The sequence below is a fragment of the Streptomyces sp. R33 genome (assembly GCF_041200175.1).
GTDB classification, from domain to species: Bacteria; Actinomycetota; Actinomycetes; order Streptomycetales; family Streptomycetaceae; genus Streptomyces; species Streptomyces katrae_B.
Window position 1 is genome coordinate 287,248 of sequence record NZ_CP165728.1, and the last position, 18,049, is coordinate 305,296.

The following is an 18,049-nucleotide window of genomic DNA, read 5'->3' on the forward strand; positions in this document are numbered from 1 at the left end:
TGTCCCTCCAGCTGGTCTCCACTGCTCCGGAACTCCCCCTTCATCCAGCTCCTCATCGGCGCCTTCCTGTCTCTACGGTCTCGTCAACTGCACCGACCACATCGGCGATGACGAGGAGTGAGGCCCGTGCCGGCACAACGAGGCTCACCGTCCGGGGCCTCCTGGAAGCAGTACGCGGACCGTGAGTTCGACGGTGAGACGCTGCGCATCTGGGAGCGCCCCACCGACGACCCGCACGCACCGCGCATCGCTCTGGTGCACGGGTTCGAGGAGAGCCGGCAGAGCTGGGAGCCGCTCACCGCACACCTGTCCCCGGATCTGCGCCTGTACGCCCTGGACCTTCCCTGGCGCAACGGATCGCAGCACCGGTGGGCGAGCGGCGGGACCTCCCCGGCCTGGCTGGAACGCGCCCTGTCGCTCCTGCCCGGACGGCCGGACCTGATCGTGGCGCACTCCTACGGGGCGACCACCCTGCTCGACCTGCTGACCCGGCGGGTCGAAGCCGCCCGGGTCCCGTCCGTGCTGGTCGCGCCGGTCTTCCGGCCGGACGACCGCCCGATGGACCCCGGCTACTTCGACGAGGCGGTCCAGCGCTTCCGCGGGGTGCTCGCCGACGGGCTCCGCGCCCAGATGGGGCCGCGTGCGCAGACCGTTCCCGTGGACATCCTCGCCTCCATGGCGGACAAGGTCCGCGAACGGGTGGAGCCGCACGGCTTCCTCCAGTTCTACGCGACCCTCGCGCGCTGCCCTGACCTGCGGCTTGAGGACGTCGACGTACCCGTACTGATGATCAGCGGAACTCGCGATCCGTCCGCTCCCCCGCAGGCCGTCGACGCGCTCCGCTCGCGCATCCCGCACTTCTCCCTCCATCAGGACCCCGGCTTCAGTCACTTCTGTCAGTTGCAGCAGCCGGGCCCGGTGGCAGAGGCGATCACCGCCCAGCTCACCCGGCTGGGTCTGCGCCCCATCGAAGAGGAAGCGAACCACGCATGACCGCACCCGAAGACCGCCCGTATGACGTCGTCATCAGCGGGGCGAGCATCGCGGGCTGCGCCGCCGCCGTACTGCTCGCCCGGCGTGGCGTGCGGGTCGCCCTGCTGGAACGCCGGTCCGACCCGGCCGCGTACAAGGTGCTGTGCACGCACTACCTCCAGCCCTGTGCCTACCCGGTCCTCGACCGGCTCGGGCTGGTCCCGGCGCTGGAGAAGGCCGGAGCCGTCCACAACGAGGCGCGCTGGTACACCCGGTGGGGGTGGATCGAGCCGAAGGCGGCGCCCGGCGAGCCCAGGCTGCCGTACGCCTACAACGTCCGCCGCAGCACGCTCGACCCGCTGATCCGCGCCCACGCGGCGGACACCCCGGGTGTCGACCTGCTGCTCGGCCACAACGTCACCGGTCTGCTCCGCGAAGGCGGGCGGGTGGCGGGCGTGAAGGTCAACGGGCCGGACGGCGAGCGGGAGATCCGGGCGCGCCTGGTCATCGGCGCCGACGGCAAGGACTCGGCCGTCGCCAAGCTCGCGGAGCTGCCCACGCGTACCCATGAGAACCAGCGCTTCAGCTACTTCGCCCACTTCCGCAATCTGCCCCTGAAGGACGGCATCACCCACTCCTGGTTCCTGGAGCCGGACGTGGCGTACGCGATGCCGAACGACGACGGCGTCACGATCGTCGCCGTCATCCCCGACAAGAAGCGGCTGCCTGCCTTCCGTGAGGACCTGGAGGGCAGCTTCATGCAGTTCGTGCGCGACCTGCCCGCAGCGCCCGACATCGACGCCGCCGAACGAATCACCAAGATCACCGGAACGGTCAACTATCCGCTGCAGTCGCGCAAGCCGGTCGGCCAGGGCGTCGCCCTCATCGGGGACGCGGCCGTCACCGGCGATCCCCTGTGGGGTGTCGGCTGCGGCTGGGCGCTGGAGTCCGCCCAGTGGCTGGCCGATGCCGTGGGGCCGGCCGCGACCGGCCGGGGCGATCTCGACGGTGCGCTCCTCGCCTACGCCAAGCGTCACCGGCGCAAGCTCGGCGGCCATCAGCACCTGGCCGCCGACTACGCCACCGCCCGGCCGTTCAACCCCTTCGAGCGGCTGATGTTCTCGGCGGCGGCCCGCGATGACGCGATGGCCCGCCACATGCACATGTTCGCGTCGCGGCTCATCGGGCCGCTGCGCTTCCTCAATCCGATCGCGCTGGCGAAGGCATCCGCGGTCAACCTGCGTTACCGCGGGGCTCCCGCGCACCTGTCGCACCGCGCTTCGTGAGCCGGTTCCCGCCGCTCACACCCACGTCGCGACGCACCTCCCGTCACTGAGAAAGGCATTTCACCATGAGCACCGACACGACCTACGCCCTCTCCGCCGAGCAGGACACCATGCTGCGCGAGATCATCATCGAGGTTCTGGAGCTGGAGGCGGGCGAGCTCACCGACACCAGCGGCTTCATCGAGGACCACGACGCCGACTCGCTGCTGGCCATCGAGATCCTCGCCCGCATCGAGAAGGACCTCGGCGTGGTCATTCCGCAGGACGACCTGGTCGAGATGGGCAACCTCAACGGCGTCCGTGCCGTGGTGACCCGCAGTCTCGCGGGTGGCAGCAATGTCTGAGCCGGGCACCCGCAGGGTCGTGGTCACCGGGCTCGGCGCGGTCAGCAGCGCCGGCATCGGAGCCGCCGAGTTCACGGCGGCGATCCGGGCGGGAGCGCCCACGACCTCGGAGATCAGCAGCTTCGACACCACCGGGTTCCCGCACGTCCACGCGGGTGAGGTGAAGGACTTCGAGCCCCGCGAGTGGCTGCGCCGCATCGACCCCGGCCAGTGGGGCCGCAGCAGCCAGTTCGCGGCGTCCGCGGCGCGACTGGCAGTCGCCGACGCCGGGCTGGCGGAGGAGGACCTCGCGGCGGCCCGGGCGGGTTCGGTCATGGGGACGACGAGCGGTGAGTCCGCCGTGATCGAGGAACTCGTCGCCGAATGGGCGGCCGACAGCCTCAAGTCGATGACTCCGGGGCGGGTGGCCGCGGCCCCCGCCGGGCGCATCGCCGTCGCGGTCAACCACGAGCTCGGCCTGACCGGGGAGGCGCTGACGCTGGCCACCGCATGCTCGGCCAGCAACTACGCGCTCGGTTACGCCTACGACATGGTCGCGGGCGGCGACGCCGACTACATGCTGGCCGGCGGCGCGGATTCGCTGAACCGCTGGGCTCATGCCGGATTCTTCCGGCTGGGCGCGCTCGCGGAGGAGGTGTGCCGCCCCTTCGACGTGGACCGCAGCGGCATCCTGACGGCCGAGGGCGGGGTCGCCCTGCTGCTGGAGCCGTACGAACGGGCCGTCGCCCGGGGCGCCCGGATGTACGCGGAAGTGCTCGGCTACAGCGTGAACTGCGACGCCGAGCACATGGTGCACCCCGACCCGACCAGCATCGCCGCCTGCATCCGGGACGCGCACCGCAACGCGGGCGTCACCCCGGAGCAGATCGACTACATCTGCGCGCACGGCACCGGCACCCGCACCAACGACGCCACCGAGGTGGCCGCGGCCCGCGAGGTGTTCGGCGACCGCATACCGCCGATCAGCTCCATCAAGTCGATCATCGGTCACACCATGGGCGCGGCCAGCGGCTTCGGCGCGCTGATCTGCTGCCAGGCCCTGTACGAGGGCTTCCTGCCGCCCACCGCGAACGTCGAACAGGTGGACCCGGCGCTCGGTGCGGGCGTGGACCCCGTACCGGGCAGTGCGCGGCCGGCCAGGCCGCAGGTCGTGGAGAACCACGGGTTCGCGTTCGGCGGCAACAACGCCATCACCATCCTCGGGAGAGTCTCATGAGCAGCGCCACGGCCATGGTCGCCGCGGAGGAGGTCGCGTCGGGGCACGCCCCCGGCCGGACGGCGGCGCTCGCCGTCACCGCGGTCGGCGTCGCGACGCCGGCCGGCCTCGACCCGGTGGAGCTCGCCCGCGCCGTGCTCGCCGGGCGTCAGGGCTCCGCGGACACGGAGGGCCTCGGTGACGAGGCGCTGCCGCCGCGGGGGGCCCGCGTGGTTCCGGAGCTGCAGAACGCGTTCGCAGAGCACATCGGCCGCAAGGGCAACCGGCACCTGGACCGGACCACCCGGCTCGGGCTGCTCGCCTGCCAGTTCGCCCTGGAGGGGCACACCGGGCCGGTGGGTCCCCGTACCGGGGTGGTGCTCGGCACCAGCACGGGCAGCATCCGCAGCTCCAGCGAGTACTCGATGGAGACGCTCCGTCAGGATCGCCCGTACCTGGTGAACCCGAGTCTGTTCCCCAACACGGTCATGAACTGCGCGGCGGGCCAGATCGCGATCCGGCACGGCCTGAAGGGTGTGAACGCCACGCTCGCGGGCGGCCATCTCGCCGGGGTGCAGGCCTTGCGCTACGCCCGCAACGCCCTGCGGCAGGGGCATGCAGACCGTCTCCTGGTCGGCGGTGTCGAGGAGTACTGCGCGCAGAGCGCGTGGGGCTGGCACCGCTCGGGCGCGCTCGGCATCGACGCCCCGGTGGGCGAGGGAGCGGCGTTCCTGATGATCGAGCCGGCCGCGGCGGTGCACGCGGCGGGCCGCCGGGGTCTCGCCCGGATCCTGGCCTGTGAGACCGCTTTCGCCGGCGGGCGCGGGCTGGGCGACGCGCTGGCCGCCGTGATCGGCGCCGCGCTGGTCCGCAGCGGGAAGGACCCGGCCGAGGTGCAGGCCGTGTCCCTCGGCTCCACGGGCCAGAGGGGTCTGGAGCTCGTCGAGCAGCGCGCCGTACGCGCGGCGCTGGGCGGGCGGCTTCCGCAGCGGGTCATCCGGGTCAAGGACACCGTCGGTGAGTGCTTCAGCTCGGGCGGCGCGCTCCAGATCGCGGCGCTGCTCGGTGCATGGCAGGACCAGGGTGCGGCCGCCGCGGGCGAGACCGCGGTGGTGACGGCGGTGTCCCAGGAGGGCCAGGTCGGGTGCGTGGTCCTCGACACCAATGAGCTCGGTACCGGTGAGCTCGGCGCCGGTGGGCTCGGCGCCGGTGGGCTCGGCGACTGACGCCGGCGGAACGTGAACGGCGGGGGCCGCGAAAGCGGCTCCCGCCGCATCGGTTGACGGCTTGCAGGCCGGAAGGGCGGAGAGGTACCCATGATGTTGACGCAGTCGCGACCCGCGCCTGTCCTCCGTGAGCTCACGGACGTACCGGAGCAGGATCCGGGGCAGCTGGTCGCACGCTGTCTGGCCGGCTCCCAGGAGGCGTGGACGGCGCTCGTGGAGAGGTACGCACGGCTGGTCTGGACGGTTGCCCGGTCCCACCGGCTGAGCGACTCCGACTGCGAGGAGGTCTTCCAGCTGACCTGGCTGCGCGTGCACCAGAACCTGGCCCGCATGCACACCCCGGAGCGGTTCCCCGCCTGGCTGACGACGTGCGCGCGGCGCGAGAGCCTGCGCCAGTACGAACGCACGGTCCGCTACGTGCCCGTCGAGGACATGACCACCCTGGACCGGGACCGGCGCACGGAGTCCGGTCCTGAGGAGGCGCTGCTCGAGCGGGAGAGCCGCGCCGAGATCCGTGCCGCGCTGGCCCGATTGTCCGAGCGGGACCAGGCGCTGCTCGCGCTGGTCAGCGCCGATCCGGCGCCCAGCTACGACGAGGTGAGCCTGCGCCTCGGCATAGCCCGCGGTTCGGTGGGGCCGCTGCGCGGTCGGGCGCTGCGCCGGCTGGCCGGGCAACTGGACCGGGAGCGGGAGCGTCAGGCGGAATCCGCTTCGGCCCGGGGGACGCATGCCGGGTGGACCGAGCCGCCCGAGGGCGCGGGCCAGGCACTGATCTGACGTACCAGTGCTGCGGAGGGAGTGCCCACCGCCGCCCGCAGCCGGGCGAGCAGGGCCTCGGCGTCCGCGTCCGTCTCCGACGGCCGTGTCGGCGTCGGGGTGCTGTCATCCGGCATACCGGTGCTCCTCGCTCTGTCTCATACCGCCGTGTCGAGTATCCGTCCCGGCGGTATCCGTCTGTGGCGGATGTGACGCGTGCCGGCGGGGGCGGCGGCACTGGCCGTGTACCCGTCGGGGACTTCGAGATCGATGATCTGCGGCCCGCCCGGCACCTGGACGGGCGCGGGCCCCATTCCGTGCGCCAGCCCCGTTCCGGCGGCCTTGAGCCATGCCTCCCGGCGCACCCAGGTACGCAGGAACGCCGCGGGCCGCTCGCCCTCGGGCGCGGCTTCGATGGCGCGGAGCTCGTGGGGGGCGAGCCACCGGGACACGGTGTGCCGCGTGCGGTCCAGGACGGGACCGGATTCCACGTCCACGCCGACGGCGCCGCCCGTCGTGAAGGCGTAGAGCACGCCGTCGCCGGAGTGGGACATGGAGAATTCGAGGCCCTGGTCGTTGCTGACGTACGGGCGGCCGTGGGGTCCTGCGCAGACGGGGCACGCCGCGCGGGCCGGTGTCGGCTCCCCGCGTGAGGCGGGGAGGTAGCCGGCGAGCAGCAGGCGCAGACCGGCGTGTGCGAAGGCCCGGCGGTGGCGGTGCAGGGACCGGCCCGGCCGGGTGGCCCGCTGCCACTGCCGCTGTCCGTCGCCGTCGCCGTTGCCGTCTTCGTCGCTCGGGTGCAGACCGGGCCGTGGGGTCGCGCCCGGCGGCGGCACGGAGAGCCACCACGTGTGCAGTTCGCCCGTGCCGGGCGCCGGGTGCGCGGAGGTCACAACGCCACGCCGCCGTCCACTTGCAGCACCTGGCCGGTGATGTAGGAGGCCTTGTCGGAGAGCAGGAAGGCGGTGAGGTCGGCGACTTCCCGGGCGGTGCCGAAGCGTCGCAGCGGTACCGATGCGAGGGCTTCCTTGGTCGCCTTCTCGCTGAGCTGGTCCGTCATGTCGGTCTCGATGAAGCCGGGGGCGACCACGTTGACACGGATGCCGTGACGGGCGAGTTCCTTGGCGAGGGTGCGGCTCAGGCTGTTCACACCGCCCTTGGACGCGGCGTAGTTGGCCTGGGTGGCGTGTCCGTAGACGCCGGCGACCGAGGAGATGTTGACGATCGCGCCGGCGCGCCGCTTGAGCATCCCGAAGCCGACGGTGCGGCAGAAGTTGAAGGTTCCGGTGAGGTTGGTGTCGATCACGCTCTGCCAGTCGTCGACCGGCATCATCACCAGGTGGTTGTCCTTGACGATCCCGGCGGAGTTGACCAGCCCGTAGGCCGGGCCGAGGGCGGCCTCCGCGCGCTTGACGAAGGTTTCGACGGACTGGTGGTCGGCGACGTCGCAGGGCTCGTGGAAGCAGTTCGCCCCTTGGGCCCTGACGAGTTCGGCGGTCTCCTCCGAGGCGGCGGACGCGCTGCGGCCGCAGAAGGCGATGTCGTATCCCTCGGCGGCGAGTTGGACGGCGATCGCACGGCCGATACCGCGTGATCCTCCGGTGACGATGACGAGACGGCCAGAGCGCTGCGGCATGGCGGGGGTTCCTTCACAGATCGGGATCAGGTCGGGGTGCGGCGGTGGAAGCAGGGGGGACGGGGGCCCTGTCAGGGGCTGGGCAGCGGGGCGCCGAGGCCCACGTACACGTCGAGCAGATCGTCGGAGAGCCAGTACTCGGCGATGCGTCCGGTGTCGTCGAGGCGGAGGATGTCGGCGCCGCGCAGGGTGACCGGGGTCCCCGGGGCGGCGGTGACTCCGGCGGGCCGGCCGTGCTGCCAGCTGCCCTGGAAGATCCACCGGCCGATGACGTGGTCGCCGTCGGCGAACGGCCCCAGGTCCGTCCGGATACGGGCGTTCTCGTAGGACGAGCGGAAGGCGTCGATCCAGGCGACGAACTGCTCGGACGTGCGGAGGGTGGCCGGGTCGGGCATTCCGTACTGCGGGAGGTGCAGGACGAAGCCGGGGGCGAGGATCTCGTCGGCCCGTTCCCGTCGGCCGTTCCAGAGTTCCATCCACTTGTCCCACAGCTCGGTGTGCCGGTCGTGCTGCCGCGGAGTGGTCGCAGTGCTGGGCATGGTGCTCCTGGGGGTGCGGGCGGATCGTCCGTCCCTACAGAGCGCTCGGAACGCCGCTGGATACACCCGTGCGCCGGAAGGGGCGCGTACGCACGGAAGCCGGGCGGGCACGGCGTGGTGAGCCGTGTCCACCCGGCTTCCGTGTGACGGATCCGGCGTTCGGGGGCCCGAGGGGCAGGCCTCCGGGCGAAGGGTCTGGTGGGGCAGGCCGGACGTCAGCCGGCCTTGGGGCGATCGGACCGGAGCACCAGGGCGACGAGGGCGGTGGCAGCCGATGCCGCGGCGGTGAACCACCAGCCGTAGCGGAACGCGGTCAGTGCGGCGTCGGAGCCGACCGGGTTGCCGATGAGCACCACCAGGATCGACACCCCGAGCACGAAGCCGACCTGACGGAACATGTTGTTCAGGCCGGAGCCGGTGGCCACGGCGGTCGGAGGGAGGTCGCGGGTGCTGGCGCCCATCAGCGGGGCGAGGGACAGGCCCATGCCGATCCGGGTGAGCAGGACGCCGGGGAGCATGCCCAGCAGGTAGTTGGACTCCACGGATATGACGAGGGCCCACCAGGCGGCGCCGATCGCGATGACCGTTGACCCGAGGACGATCGAGAGCACCTGCCCGATCCGCGCCACGAGCTTGCCGGACAGCACCGACAGGAACGGCAGCAGCAGGTTGCCCGGCGCCATGGCCAGGCCGGTGGAGAGCGCCGACCATCCCCAGACGTTCTGGCACCACAGCGACACGGACAGGACGGTGGCGGCGAAGCTCATGTAGTACAGCGCGGCGGCGAGGTTGGCGATGGAGAAGTCGCGGATCCGCAGCAGGGCGAGGTCGATGACCGGGCTGGCATGCCGGCCGGAGCGGAAGAGCAGTGCGGCGACGAGGACCACGGCGGCGGCCAGGCAGCCGAGGACCCGGGCCGAGGTCCAGCCCCAGTCGGGTGCCTTGATGATGCCGAGGGACAGCAGTCCGATGCCGCCGGCGAGCAGTACGGAGCCGAGGAGGTCGGGCATCGGCCGGCGCTGTCCGGCGGGGCCCCGTCCGGAGGCGAGCACCTTGCCGCCGACGACGAGGGCGACCACGCCGATCGGGAGGTTCACCAGGAAGATCCACGGCCAGGAGACGTTGACGAGGACGCCGCCGACGAGGGGCCCCGATGCCGCGGCGACGCCGGCGGCGGTGGCCCAGACCCGCATGGCCTTGGCGCGTTGCTCGGGTCCGTAGGTGACCATCAGCAGCCCCATGGAGGTGGGGCCGAGCGCGGCGGCGCCGACGGCCTGGAGCACGCGGGCGGCGTTGAGCATCTCCACCGATCCGGACACGGCGCACAGTCCGGAGGCGAGGGTGAACAGGAGGAGGCCGGTCAGGAAGACGTTCTTCATGCCGAAGCGGTCGGCGAACCGGCCCGCGGGGATCAGCAATGCCGCGAAGACGATCGCGTAGCCGTTGAGGATCCAGGACAGGTCGGCTACGGACGCGCCCGTGAAGTCGGCGCCGATGGCGGGGAAGGCGACGTTGACGATGGTCAGGTCGAGGGTGGAGACGATGATGCCCGCCGAGATCGTGCCGGCGGCCAGGATGCGGCGCCAGTCGCGGCGCGGGGTCCGGCCGGGCGCTGCGGGGGCCGGCCGTTCGGTCACGGGGTGGGTGCTCATAAAAGTCCGTTCAGGGTGCTGGGGTTCAGGGGTGCCAAGGCCGGTCAGTCCTTGATGAGGCCGAGCTGCGTGAGGAGCCCGAGGGTGTCGGCGACGGTCCAGTACTCGGTGAAGCGGCCGTCTTCGATGCGGAGGATGTTGATGCCCACGTGCTCGGTCGGCGTGCCGATCGGAGCGGTGGCGCCCGGGGTGCCGCCCCGGTGCACGGCGGTCGCCCGGTAGCGGCCGGCGACCATATCGCCGTCGACGATCGGACCGGGCTCGTCGGTGAAGTGCAGTTCCTCAAGCGCCCCGCGGGTGCCCTGGATCCAGGCGACCAGACCCGCGCGGTCCACGATCTGGTCGACGTTCGCCGTCTTCATGCGGCCCGCGAGGCTGGTGCCGTGGACGGTGAACTTGTCGGCGAGCACCTCGTCGGCGCGGGAGAAGTCGAGCTCGCCGTTCCAGAGGGCGTTCCACTTCGCCCACAGGGCGCGGGCGGCCTCGGGGGACGTGGTGGCGGGAGCGGATCCGGACATGTGGGTACCTCGCAAGGCTCGTAACGGAAGTCGGGGTGGCTGGGGGGGGTGCCGCCTGGGGACGGCGGGGGTCCCGAACCCCAGGCGACAAGAGGTGACCGACCGCTTGCAGAGCGGCGCCACAACCGGGAAGATAGTACTTAGTCACTACTCAGTCAACGCCGCCCGTCCCCCCCGCCGGGCAAGGCAAGAAGCAGGTGCGTGGTTACATATGGGCATGCAGAGAATGACGGGCGCCGATCGGCGGAAGCAGATCTTGGGAATCGCCTCTGAAGAATTTGCCCGAACCGGCTTCTACGGAACATCGGTCGAAGTAATTGCCCGGGCAGCCGACATCAGCAACCCTTACGTATTCCGGCTCTTCGGAACGAAGCGTGGTCTCTTCATCGCAGTTGTCGAGGCGATGTTCGACGAGATCGTCGAGAACTTCAACCGGGCCGCCGCCGAACTCGGAGGTACGGACGCCCTGATTGCGATGGGCGAGATGTACCGCACGCTCGTCCGCGAGGACCGCACGTTCCTGCTGATTCAGCTGCACGGTTTCGCGGCGTGCGACGACCCCGAGATCCGGGCCGCCGTCCAGACCGGGTTCGGCCGCATGTGGCATGCGGTCCAGAGCAGGTCCGGGGCGGACGACGTCACGGTCAAGCAGTTCCTGTCCCTGGGAATGATGCTCAACGACATGGCCGCCATGGACCTGTGGAACCTGAACGAGCCCTGGGCCGAGGCCTGCGTGGCGGTGCTGCCCGTCGAGAACTGGTCGCCCTGACGGCTGCGAACGGCCCCTGCCACACGGCGGCCCTCGTGTGCGGACCCGTCTCCCGCCGCCCAGGGGCCGTCCCCCCCACAGGCCGGGTGGACCCGCGCCGCGCACACCGCGCCGCGCGCACCCGGCCCAGGTGTATCCCGGAGCGGTCCGGTGAGCTCTGTTCCCCACGCAGTGGCCCGCACGGGGCCACTCGGGTCGAGAGACCGAGTCCGGGACGGGAGCCTGTTGATGCGCTTCAGCGAGGCCGTGACGATCAACGCGGCCGTGACATGGCTGCCCGAGCCGAGCGGGAGCCCCGCCGCGAGGGCGGCGGAATTACTGGTCCCGCAACCGCCGTCCGCGCTCGACATGGCCGTTTCGGCGGCCCGCGACGCATTGACGCTGGCGGGCGTCGAAGGCGTCGAGATCGACCTGCTGATGCACAATTCGCTATCCCGGCACGGTGATGATTCTCGCTGCCCCGCTCACGACGTGGCATGCCGAATAGGCGCGATCGCCGCCGTTCCTCTCGGAATTCAGCAGGGCTGTCACTCCGGAACGATGGCCCTTTACAGCGCCGCGATCCAGCTCGTCACGGACCCCGCGGTCGAAACCGTCCTGGTCACGACCGCCGACGCACATGCCCCCGCGGATTCCGGTGGGGGGACGAGCGGACACGCCGCACATCACGACGGTGCCGCCGCAGCGGTTCTGAGCAGCTCCGGGAGCGGTCTCCGGCTCGTCGCCCAGGTGGTCCACGCAACGGCGGACGGGGACGCGTCCGCCGACGCCGGACCGGACGCGGTACGCAAGGTGCTCACCCAGGCGCTGGCCGAAGCCGGGCTCGCCGCCGGCGACCCGCGGATTCGCCAGGTCGCCCTGCCCCGGCTCGGAGCCCCGACGCTGGAGTCCGTCTACCTGCTGGTGGTGCGCGAGACCCTGACGGGCACTCCGCGGCCGGTGCCCGCGCGCACCGGTCATCTCGGGTGCGGGGACACGCTCGCCTGCCTGGCGGACATCACGGACCAGCGGCTCCTCGATCCGGGTGAGTTCGCGCTGGTGCTCACCGGAGACGGCGGCTTCACCTGGTCCTGTCTCGTGGTGCAGCAGCCGGAGCGCGGCGAAGGGAGCCACCGATGAGCGGGACCGGGACGCCGACGGAGTCGAGGGCGCGGACGGCGGAACTGCAGGCGATCCGCGAGCAGGCCAGGCGCGGGCCGAGTGAGAGGGCGACCGAGGCGCAGCATGCCAAGGGCAAGCTGACGGCGCGGGAGCGCATCGCGCTGCTGCTGGACGAGGGTTCGTTCCAGGAGGTCGAGCAGTTGCGCCGGCACCGGGCGACCGGGTTCGGTCTGGAGGACAAGAAGCCCTACACGGACGGTGTGATCACCGGCTGGGGCACGGTCGAGGGCCGTACGGTCTTCGTCTACGCGCACGACTTCCGGATCTTCGGCGGCGCGCTGGGCGAGGCGCACGCGACGAAGATCCACAAGATCATGGACATGGCGATTGCGGCGGGTGCTCCGCTGGTGTCGCTGAACGACGGTGCGGGTGCTCGTATCCAGGAGGGCGTTTCCGCGCTCGCCGGGTACGGCGGGATCTTCCAGCGGAACACGAAGGCTTCGGGTGTGATCCCGCAGATCTCGGTGATGCTCGGCCCGTGTGCGGGTGGTGCGGCGTACAGCCCCGCGCTCACGGACTTCGTGTTCATGGTGCGTGAGACCTCGCAGATGTTCATCACGGGCCCGGACGTGGTCAAGGCGGTGACGGGCGAGGAGATCTCGCAGAACGGGCTCGGTGGCGCCGACGTGCACGCCGAGACCAGCGGCGTCGCGCACTTCGCGTACGACGACGAGGAGACCTGCATCTCCGAGGTCCGCTACCTCATCTCGATGCTGCCCTCCAACAACAGGGAAAACCCGCCCTCGTACCCGAGCGAGGATCCGGCCGGACGGCGCAACGACGTACTGCTGGACCTGGTGCCCGTGGACGGGAACCGTCCGTACGACATGGTGAAGGTGATCGAGGAGCTCGTCGACGACGGCGAGTACCTGGAGATCCACGAGCGCTGGGCCCGGAACATCATCTGCGCGATGGCCCGGCTCGACGGCCAGGTCGTCGGCATCGTCGCCAACCAGCCGCAGGCCCTCGCAGGCGTCCTCGACATCCACGCCTCGGAGAAGGCCGCACGTTTCGTGCAGCTCTGCGACGCCTTCAACATCCCCATCATCACGCTCCTGGACGTTCCCGGCTTCCTGCCCGGCGTCGACCAGGAACACGGCGGAATCATCCGCCACGGCGCCAAACTCCTCTACGCGTACTGCAACGCCACCGTCCCGCGGATCTCCCTGATCCTGCGCAAGGCCTACGGCGGCGCCTACATCGTCATGGACTCGCAGTCCATCGGCGCGGACCTCACGTACGCCTGGCCCACCAACGAGATCGCGGTCATGGGCGCCGAGGGCGCCGCCAACGTCATCTTCCGCCGCCGGATCGCCGAGGCCGACGACCCCGAGGCCATGCGGACCCAGATGGTCAAGGAGTACAAGGCCGAGCTGATGCATCCGTACTACGCGGCCGAACGCGGTCTCGTCGACGACGTCATCGACCCCGCCGAGACCCGCGCCACCCTCGTCAGCGCCCTCACCATGCTCCGCAACAAGCACGCCGACCTGCCGTCCCGCAAGCACGGCAACCCACCGCAGTAGGAGGAAGAGACACGTGAGCACTCCCGCCGTCGCCGCTCCACTGCTGCGCGTCGAGAAGGGCAACCCCGAGGCCGAGGAACTGGCTGCGATCACCGCGGTCCTCCTGGCCCGGGCCGCTCCGCAGCCCGGGGCGCCGGCCGCCCGGTCCGCCGGCTCCACGGCGGGCCGACGACGGCCGCAGCCGATGCCGGCCTTCCGCGCGCCGCATTCCTGGCAGAGCTGAGCACTCGTCACACGGCCTTCGTCCCCCTTGCCTTCCGGGTGAGGCGGATCACGGTGGCGCGGTGTCCTCGCCGCCGTGACGGGCCGCTCTGTCCGGGCGACCCGGGAACAGAACCTCGACAAAGGAGCCCGAATGCGTTTCGGGAACAATCCCACCATCCGTGCCGTGTCCACCTGGCTGCCGGACACCCGCCAGACGGCGGAAGCCGCCGTGCGCGCCGGACTCGTCTCCGAGGACGACGCACGGGCGACCGGTGCCCGTGAGGTGCCCGTGTCCGAGGACGCCTCCGGCCCGGAGATGGCCGTACGGGCAGCCCGGCGAGCCCTCGCCCTCGGGGGTGTGGCCGGCGCGGACCTCGACATGGTGGTCCACGGCTGGATCTACCACCAGGGCCAGGACTTCTGGTCCCCGGCCCACTACGTGGCCCACCAGTTGGGAGCGGTGGACGCGATCCCGATGGGCGTCCAGCAGATGTGCCACGTGGGCGCGATGGGCCTGCACACGGCGGCGGTCCGGCTGGAGGCCGACCCGTCGGTGCGCACCGCGCTCGTCACCACCGGCGACCGGTTCACCGCGCCCGGCTTCGACCGGTGGCGCAGCGACTACGACGCGGTCTTCGGCGACGGCGGCACCGCGGCCGTGCTCGCCCGCTCCGGGCCGGGGCTGCGCATCGTTTCGTACGCCACCTCGGCGGCTCCGGAACTGGAGACGATGTACCGCGGGGACGACGGCTTCAGCCCGGCTCCGCTCACCCACTCCGCGCCGATAGACGCCCGGCGTACGAAGAAGGCCTTCCTCGCGTCGGGCGGCATGGCCCGGTTCGGCGAGATCGGCCCGCAGAAGGTGCGCAGCACGCTGATGACGGCGCTGGCGGAAGCGGGCCTGACCCCGCACGATCCGCGGATCCGCTGCGCGACGCTGTCCCGGCTCGGGCCGAAGACGATCGAGCTCCTCTACCTCCCGATCATGGAAGACGTCCTCAAGGCGGAGATCCTCCAGCTCGGTGGGCAGACCGGACACCTCGGCGGCGGGGACGCCCTGGCCAACCTCGCCCACGTCTGGGAGGAGGACCTGCTCGCGCCGGGTGAGTACGCCATCAGCTTCAGCGGTGGCGGCGGCTTCACCTGGTCCTGCCTGATCGTCCAGCGCGTGGTGGCCTAGAACTCCCGTCACGGGCGGGGGGTGTCCGGGGTGCGCAGGCGGCCCGGGGTGGTGCCGAGGCGTTGGCGGAGCAGGGTGGTCAGGGTCGAGGCGTTCTCGTAGCCCACCCGGCGGGCGACGGCATCCGTGGGGAGATCCGTGGTGCGCAGCAGGTGGGTGGCCTGTTCGAGCCGGATGGTCTGGGCGAAGCGCAGGGGCGACACCCCCAGCACCCGGTCCACGGCCCGCTGCAGGGTCCGTTCGCTCGCGCCGACCGCCCGGGCCGCGTCGGCCATCCGCAGGGGTTCGTCGATGTGCTGCCGCACCCAGCGTTCGAAGGCGCTGACCGTGGGATCCGTGCGGGCGAGGTGGCTGGGGATCGCGTAACCGGCCTGGGTGGGGCGGTCGTCGACGACCAGGTAGCGGGCCGTGAGCTCCGCCAGCACGGGGCTCGCCTGCCGGACCAGGGCGAGCGCCAGGTCGAGGTGGGCCATGGCGGCGCCGGCGGTGATCACTCCGTCGGCGTGGGCCAGCATGTTGCTCTCCTCCAGTCCCACCAGCGGGTAGGCCTGCCGGAAGGCCGGGGCCAGCCACCAACTCGTGGTGGCGGAGAGCCCGTCCAGGACCCCCGCCTCGGCGAGGAGGAACGTGCTCGTGCAGGCCGCCGCCAGGGGAATGCCGTCGGCCCGGGCCTGGCGCAGGGCCTCGCGTTGCGGACCGCGCTCCGCCGACGCCACCCAGTCCAGCAGCGGCTCCGGCTGCTTGGGGCCGGCGCCCGGCACGACGAGGAGATCGGGCCGTGGGGCGTCCTCGACGGCGACGGCCTCGATCACGTGCCCGGAGGCGGTGCGCACGGCGCCGGAGCCGCTGACCCGGGTCAGCTCCCAGCGCGGCGGGGGATGGGGCAGCTCGCCCCGCAGCTCATTGGCCATCTGGAGGACGTCGAGGACCGTGGCCAGCCCGGAGTCGAAGAGGCCGTCCATGACCAGCACCGAGATCCGCATGTCGGAAACGGTAAAGCATCCGGCGGATCCGCCACTGAGCGTGGTCAGGGGCCCGCTCCTACGGTGGGCGTACCGCACGGCGCGCACCGCACGGCGCGGTCCGCCACCGTAGAAGGAGAGCCTCCATGACCAGCGCTTCCGTCCCCGAGACCACCCGCGTCGGCCTGCTCGCCCGGATCGAGGCCAAGCCGGAGCACGCCGACGACGTCGAGGGGCTGCTCACCGGAGCCCTCGCCCTGGCCCAGGAGGAAACCGGTACCACCGTCTGGTTCGCCCTGCGCCTCGGCCCGACCACGTTCGGCGTCTTCGACGCCTTCGGCAGCGACGAGGCCCGCACCGCCCACCTCCAGGGCAGGATCGCCGCAGCCCTCATGGAGAACGCCCCGAAGCTGCTCGCCGAGGCCCCCGAGATCCTCCCGGTCGACATCCTGGCGGCCAAGCTCGCCTGAGCCGCGGCAGCGGTACGAGCCTGCTCAGTAGTCCTTGAGGGTGATCGCCTTCGCCGCTTTCTGGACCGGCTCCATGACCTTGGCCATCATGCGCTCCTTGCCGGGCAGCCGCCCGAGCACGGAGAGCATGGTCAGCTGCACCGAGATCTGCATCTTGGTCGGCACCACCATGTGCTTGATGTTCGCCGGGCCGAGCTTCTGGTTCTCCGCGGCGAAGTGCCGCATCTCCCGCTCGTAGGCCTCGAAGGCGGCCCGGTGCTCGCCCCCGGCGGCCGCGAGTTCGCCGGCCAGGACGTACGCGCCGACCAGGGCGAGGCTGGTCCCCTGCCCGGAGGCGGGCGACGCGCAGTACGCGGAGTCGCCGACCAGGGCGATGCGGCCCCTGGACCACTCGTCCAGGTGAACCTGGTTGAGAGAGTCGAAGTAGAAGTCCGGCGCGCCGTCGAGTGCCTCCAGCAGGCGGGGAACCTCCCAGGCCTCGCCGGCGTACGCCTCGGCCAGCATTCTCTTCTGCTGGGCCACGTCGTGGCGGTCGTAGTCCAGGGACTCGGAGGCGAACAGGAACATGGCCTTGGCTCCCGCGTCCCCGGCCGTGCTGTACGTCAGCGCCGTCCGGCGCGGCGAGACGTACGTCAGCTCCGGGGTGGCCGCCGACGTCATCACCTCCCTCCTCGAGTACGCCGGCGCCGCAGCCGCGGCGATCCGGGCCCGCGTCGCCGCCGTGGTCGACGTCGCCCTGGCGGCCGTCGACGTCACCGCGACGGTGTTCGTGATGAACGACGGCGGGCGCTTCCACCGCCGGCACCTGTTCGCCGAAGCCCGCCGCCACCTCGCCCTCGTCGGTCGCGGACGCCGCCGCGAACCCGGCCTGGACGAGCAGATCGTGGCCGCCGCCATCTCCACCCACTGCCTGGACATCAGCGAGCCGAAGACCACGATCGGCCTGCTGGCGGACTACCGCCTCTACACCGCCCGGTGGGACCTGGCCGACCTCCCCGCCCGGCCCCGCCCACCCACTCTCGCGCCCGACCCGGACCGGCAACCCCCGGCCGACCCCGGCGAGCCGGCTGCGCTCCGGCCTCCGGGCCAGGACGCGGGGGAGTGGGAGATCCCTCGCATCCCGCTCCAGTACGACCGGGCCGTCCTCGCCGGTGCGGTGGTGCGGGAGAAGCTGCGCACCACCACGTCCGCCGCCGTGCGGGGCCGGGCGTACGACGTCGCCCGGCACCAGCAAGCGGCGATGCCCGAGCAGCTGCTCGCGCCTCCGACCGCCGAAGTCGAGCACGACGACCAGGAGCCGGAGCCCGGACGCCGGGAGGCGATCGACATGACGGCGCTGCGGGCCTTGCGGGAGTCCCGTACGGATGTGGAAGCCCTCGATCTCACGGCCGACCGACTGCGCCTTATCCAGGAGACGGCCGCCAAGATGGCCGCCGAATCCCGGCTCCGCGCGGACCGCCACACCGGCCAGCACGACGCCGACGTAGTGCGCCCGGTGCGCCCGGACGACCAGCAGGCGCACCGCCCGCAGGGGCCCGGACCGCACCGCGGCCGCGAGGCCGGCAACTGAGTGGACCCGATGGTGCGCACCCGGTGCGGTGGTGCGCACCGACGGTGCGGTGCACCCCACTGAGCCTTCGCCAACTTGAAGTC

The 18,049-nt window shown here is 71.7% G+C and carries 20 protein-coding genes; 13 read left to right on the forward strand and 7 right to left on the reverse strand.

Annotated elements, in window-relative coordinates:
* Window positions 1-126 precede the first annotated feature (126 nt).
* The 6 genes from AB5J51_RS41480 (at window position 127) to AB5J51_RS41505 (ending at window position 5,800) form a co-directional block, all read left to right on the forward strand.
* Window positions 127-993 (forward strand): alpha/beta fold hydrolase, encoded by an 867-nt coding sequence (locus AB5J51_RS41480; RefSeq protein WP_369780579.1) that lies wholly within the window; start codon window positions 127-129, stop codon window positions 991-993.
* A complete protein-coding gene (locus AB5J51_RS41485) occupies window positions 990-2,258 on the forward strand; it encodes an NAD(P)/FAD-dependent oxidoreductase (protein WP_369780581.1) in 1,269 nt (422 codons plus the stop codon). The genes AB5J51_RS41480 and AB5J51_RS41485 overlap by 4 nt, the downstream gene beginning before the upstream one ends.
* A gap of 65 nt (window positions 2,259-2,323) precedes the next feature.
* Window positions 2,324-2,602: an acyl carrier protein gene (locus AB5J51_RS41490; protein WP_030301092.1), complete on the forward strand. Its 279-nt coding sequence runs from the start codon at window positions 2,324-2,326 to the stop codon at window positions 2,600-2,602.
* The gene (locus AB5J51_RS41495) at window positions 2,595-3,818 is read left to right on the forward strand and encodes a beta-ketoacyl synthase (protein ID WP_369780582.1); all 1,224 of its coding nucleotides are present in this window, start codon (window positions 2,595-2,597) and stop codon (window positions 3,816-3,818) included. Before AB5J51_RS41490 ends, AB5J51_RS41495 begins: the two co-directional genes overlap by 8 nt.
* Window positions 3,815-5,023: a beta-ketoacyl synthase N-terminal-like domain-containing protein gene (locus tag AB5J51_RS41500; protein WP_369780584.1), complete on the forward strand. Its 1,209-nt coding sequence runs from the start codon at window positions 3,815-3,817 to the stop codon at window positions 5,021-5,023. Before AB5J51_RS41495 ends, AB5J51_RS41500 begins: the two co-directional genes overlap by 4 nt.
* Before the next feature lie 90 nt (window positions 5,024-5,113).
* A complete protein-coding gene (locus AB5J51_RS41505) occupies window positions 5,114-5,800 on the forward strand; it encodes an RNA polymerase sigma factor (protein ID WP_369780585.1) in 687 nt (228 codons plus the stop codon).
* Between the two features lie 137 nt (window positions 5,801-5,937).
* Here the strand turns inward: AB5J51_RS41505 and AB5J51_RS41510 are convergent, their stop codons facing one another.
* From AB5J51_RS41510 to AB5J51_RS41530, 5 genes are all read right to left on the reverse strand, one after another.
* Window positions 5,938-6,672 carry a 4'-phosphopantetheinyl transferase superfamily protein gene (locus tag AB5J51_RS41510; RefSeq protein WP_369780587.1) on the reverse strand — a complete coding sequence of 245 codons (735 nt, stop codon included), beginning with the start codon at window positions 6,670-6,672 and terminating at the stop codon, window positions 5,938-5,940.
* Window positions 6,669-7,415, reverse strand: coding sequence for a 3-oxoacyl-[acyl-carrier-protein] reductase (gene fabG / locus AB5J51_RS41515; RefSeq protein ID WP_327364917.1), 747 nt, complete (start codon window positions 7,413-7,415; stop codon window positions 6,669-6,671). Before fabG ends, AB5J51_RS41510 begins: the two co-directional genes overlap by 4 nt.
* A 71-nt stretch (window positions 7,416-7,486) precedes the next feature.
* Window positions 7,487-7,954 carry an ester cyclase gene (locus AB5J51_RS41520; RefSeq protein ID WP_051833123.1) on the reverse strand — a complete coding sequence of 156 codons (468 nt, stop codon included), beginning with the start codon at window positions 7,952-7,954 and terminating at the stop codon, window positions 7,487-7,489.
* A 215-nt stretch (window positions 7,955-8,169) separates the two neighbouring features.
* Window positions 8,170-9,606 carry a DHA2 family efflux MFS transporter permease subunit gene (locus tag AB5J51_RS41525; protein ID WP_369780588.1) on the reverse strand — a complete coding sequence of 479 codons (1,437 nt, stop codon included), beginning with the start codon at window positions 9,604-9,606 and terminating at the stop codon, window positions 8,170-8,172.
* Between the two features lie 44 nt (window positions 9,607-9,650).
* Window positions 9,651-10,124 carry an ester cyclase gene (locus tag AB5J51_RS41530; RefSeq protein WP_030301103.1) on the reverse strand — a complete coding sequence of 158 codons (474 nt, stop codon included), beginning with the start codon at window positions 10,122-10,124 and terminating at the stop codon, window positions 9,651-9,653.
* 217 nt (window positions 10,125-10,341) lie between these two features.
* Between AB5J51_RS41530 and AB5J51_RS41535 the strand changes: the two genes are divergently transcribed.
* From AB5J51_RS41535 to AB5J51_RS41555, 5 genes are all read left to right on the forward strand, one after another.
* Window positions 10,342-10,893, forward strand: a complete 552-nt coding sequence (locus AB5J51_RS41535; protein WP_369780589.1) for a TetR/AcrR family transcriptional regulator — start codon at window positions 10,342-10,344, stop codon at window positions 10,891-10,893.
* 228 nt (window positions 10,894-11,121) lie between these two features.
* Window positions 11,122-12,012, forward strand: a complete 891-nt coding sequence (locus tag AB5J51_RS41540) for a hypothetical protein (protein WP_369780591.1) — start codon at window positions 11,122-11,124, stop codon at window positions 12,010-12,012.
* Window positions 12,009-13,580, forward strand: coding sequence for an acyl-CoA carboxylase subunit beta (locus AB5J51_RS41545; protein WP_030301112.1), 1,572 nt, complete (start codon window positions 12,009-12,011; stop codon window positions 13,578-13,580). The genes AB5J51_RS41540 and AB5J51_RS41545 overlap by 4 nt, the downstream gene beginning before the upstream one ends.
* Before the next feature lie 13 nt (window positions 13,581-13,593).
* Complete coding sequence (locus AB5J51_RS41550; protein ID WP_030301114.1) at window positions 13,594-13,803, forward strand: acyl-CoA carboxylase subunit epsilon; 210 nt, start codon at window positions 13,594-13,596, stop codon at window positions 13,801-13,803.
* Between the two features lie 165 nt (window positions 13,804-13,968).
* A complete protein-coding gene (locus AB5J51_RS41555) occupies window positions 13,969-14,964 on the forward strand; it encodes a 3-oxoacyl-ACP synthase (RefSeq protein ID WP_327364912.1) in 996 nt (331 codons plus the stop codon).
* Window positions 14,965-14,972: 8 nt separating this feature from the next.
* Here the strand turns inward: AB5J51_RS41555 and AB5J51_RS41560 are convergent, their stop codons facing one another.
* Window positions 14,973-15,947, reverse strand: coding sequence for a GlxA family transcriptional regulator (locus tag AB5J51_RS41560; RefSeq protein WP_369780593.1), 975 nt, complete (start codon window positions 15,945-15,947; stop codon window positions 14,973-14,975).
* A gap of 125 nt (window positions 15,948-16,072) precedes the next feature.
* Here AB5J51_RS41560 and AB5J51_RS41565 point away from each other — a divergent pair, with 125 nt between their 5' ends.
* Entirely contained in the window at window positions 16,073-16,396 is a 324-nt protein-coding gene (locus AB5J51_RS41565) for a putative quinol monooxygenase (protein WP_136227353.1), read from the forward strand.
* 24 nt (window positions 16,397-16,420) lie between these two features.
* Here AB5J51_RS41565 and AB5J51_RS41570 read toward each other — a convergent pair whose 3' ends face one another.
* Window positions 16,421-17,056 carry an FAD-dependent monooxygenase gene (locus AB5J51_RS41570; protein WP_369780595.1) on the reverse strand — a complete coding sequence of 212 codons (636 nt, stop codon included), beginning with the start codon at window positions 17,054-17,056 and terminating at the stop codon, window positions 16,421-16,423.
* Here AB5J51_RS41570 and AB5J51_RS41575 point away from each other — a divergent pair.
* Window positions 17,040-17,966, forward strand: coding sequence for a hypothetical protein (locus AB5J51_RS41575; protein WP_369780596.1), 927 nt, complete (start codon window positions 17,040-17,042; stop codon window positions 17,964-17,966). The two genes, AB5J51_RS41570 and AB5J51_RS41575, sit on opposite strands and share 17 nt — an antisense overlap.
* The last annotated feature ends 83 nt before the right edge of the window (window positions 17,967-18,049 follow it).

Bases quoted from the DNA above. Each gene is read 5' to 3' on its own strand.
- AB5J51_RS41485 (WP_369780581.1), top strand. From the start codon at position 990: ATGACCGCACCCGAAGACCGCCCGTATGACGTCGTCATCAGCGGGGCG.
- AB5J51_RS41490 (WP_030301092.1), top strand. From the start codon at position 2,324: ATGAGCACCGACACGACCTACGCCCTCTCCGCCGAGCAGGACACCATG.
- AB5J51_RS41495 (WP_369780582.1), top strand. From the start codon at position 2,595: ATGTCTGAGCCGGGCACCCGCAGGGTCGTGGTCACCGGGCTCGGCGCG.
- AB5J51_RS41500 (WP_369780584.1), top strand. From the start codon at position 3,815: ATGAGCAGCGCCACGGCCATGGTCGCCGCGGAGGAGGTCGCGTCGGGG.
- AB5J51_RS41505 (WP_369780585.1), top strand. From the start codon at position 5,114: ATGATGTTGACGCAGTCGCGACCCGCGCCTGTCCTCCGTGAGCTCACG.
- fabG (WP_327364917.1), bottom strand. From the start codon at position 7,415: ATGCCGCAGCGCTCTGGCCGTCTCGTCATCGTCACCGGAGGATCACGC.
- AB5J51_RS41520 (WP_051833123.1), bottom strand. From the start codon at position 7,954: ATGCCCAGCACTGCGACCACTCCGCGGCAGCACGACCGGCACACCGAG.
- AB5J51_RS41525 (WP_369780588.1), bottom strand. From the start codon at position 9,606: ATGAGCACCCACCCCGTGACCGAACGGCCGGCCCCCGCAGCGCCCGGC.
- AB5J51_RS41530 (WP_030301103.1), bottom strand. From the start codon at position 10,124: ATGTCCGGATCCGCTCCCGCCACCACGTCCCCCGAGGCCGCCCGCGCC.
- AB5J51_RS41535 (WP_369780589.1), top strand. From the start codon at position 10,342: ATGCAGAGAATGACGGGCGCCGATCGGCGGAAGCAGATCTTGGGAATC.
- AB5J51_RS41540 (WP_369780591.1), top strand. From the start codon at position 11,122: ATGCGCTTCAGCGAGGCCGTGACGATCAACGCGGCCGTGACATGGCTG.
- AB5J51_RS41545 (WP_030301112.1), top strand. From the start codon at position 12,009: ATGAGCGGGACCGGGACGCCGACGGAGTCGAGGGCGCGGACGGCGGAA.
- AB5J51_RS41560 (WP_369780593.1), bottom strand. From the start codon at position 15,947: ATGCGGATCTCGGTGCTGGTCATGGACGGCCTCTTCGACTCCGGGCTG.
- AB5J51_RS41565 (WP_136227353.1), top strand. From the start codon at position 16,073: ATGACCAGCGCTTCCGTCCCCGAGACCACCCGCGTCGGCCTGCTCGCC.
- AB5J51_RS41570 (WP_369780595.1), bottom strand. From the start codon at position 17,056: ATGACGTCGGCGGCCACCCCGGAGCTGACGTACGTCTCGCCGCGCCGG.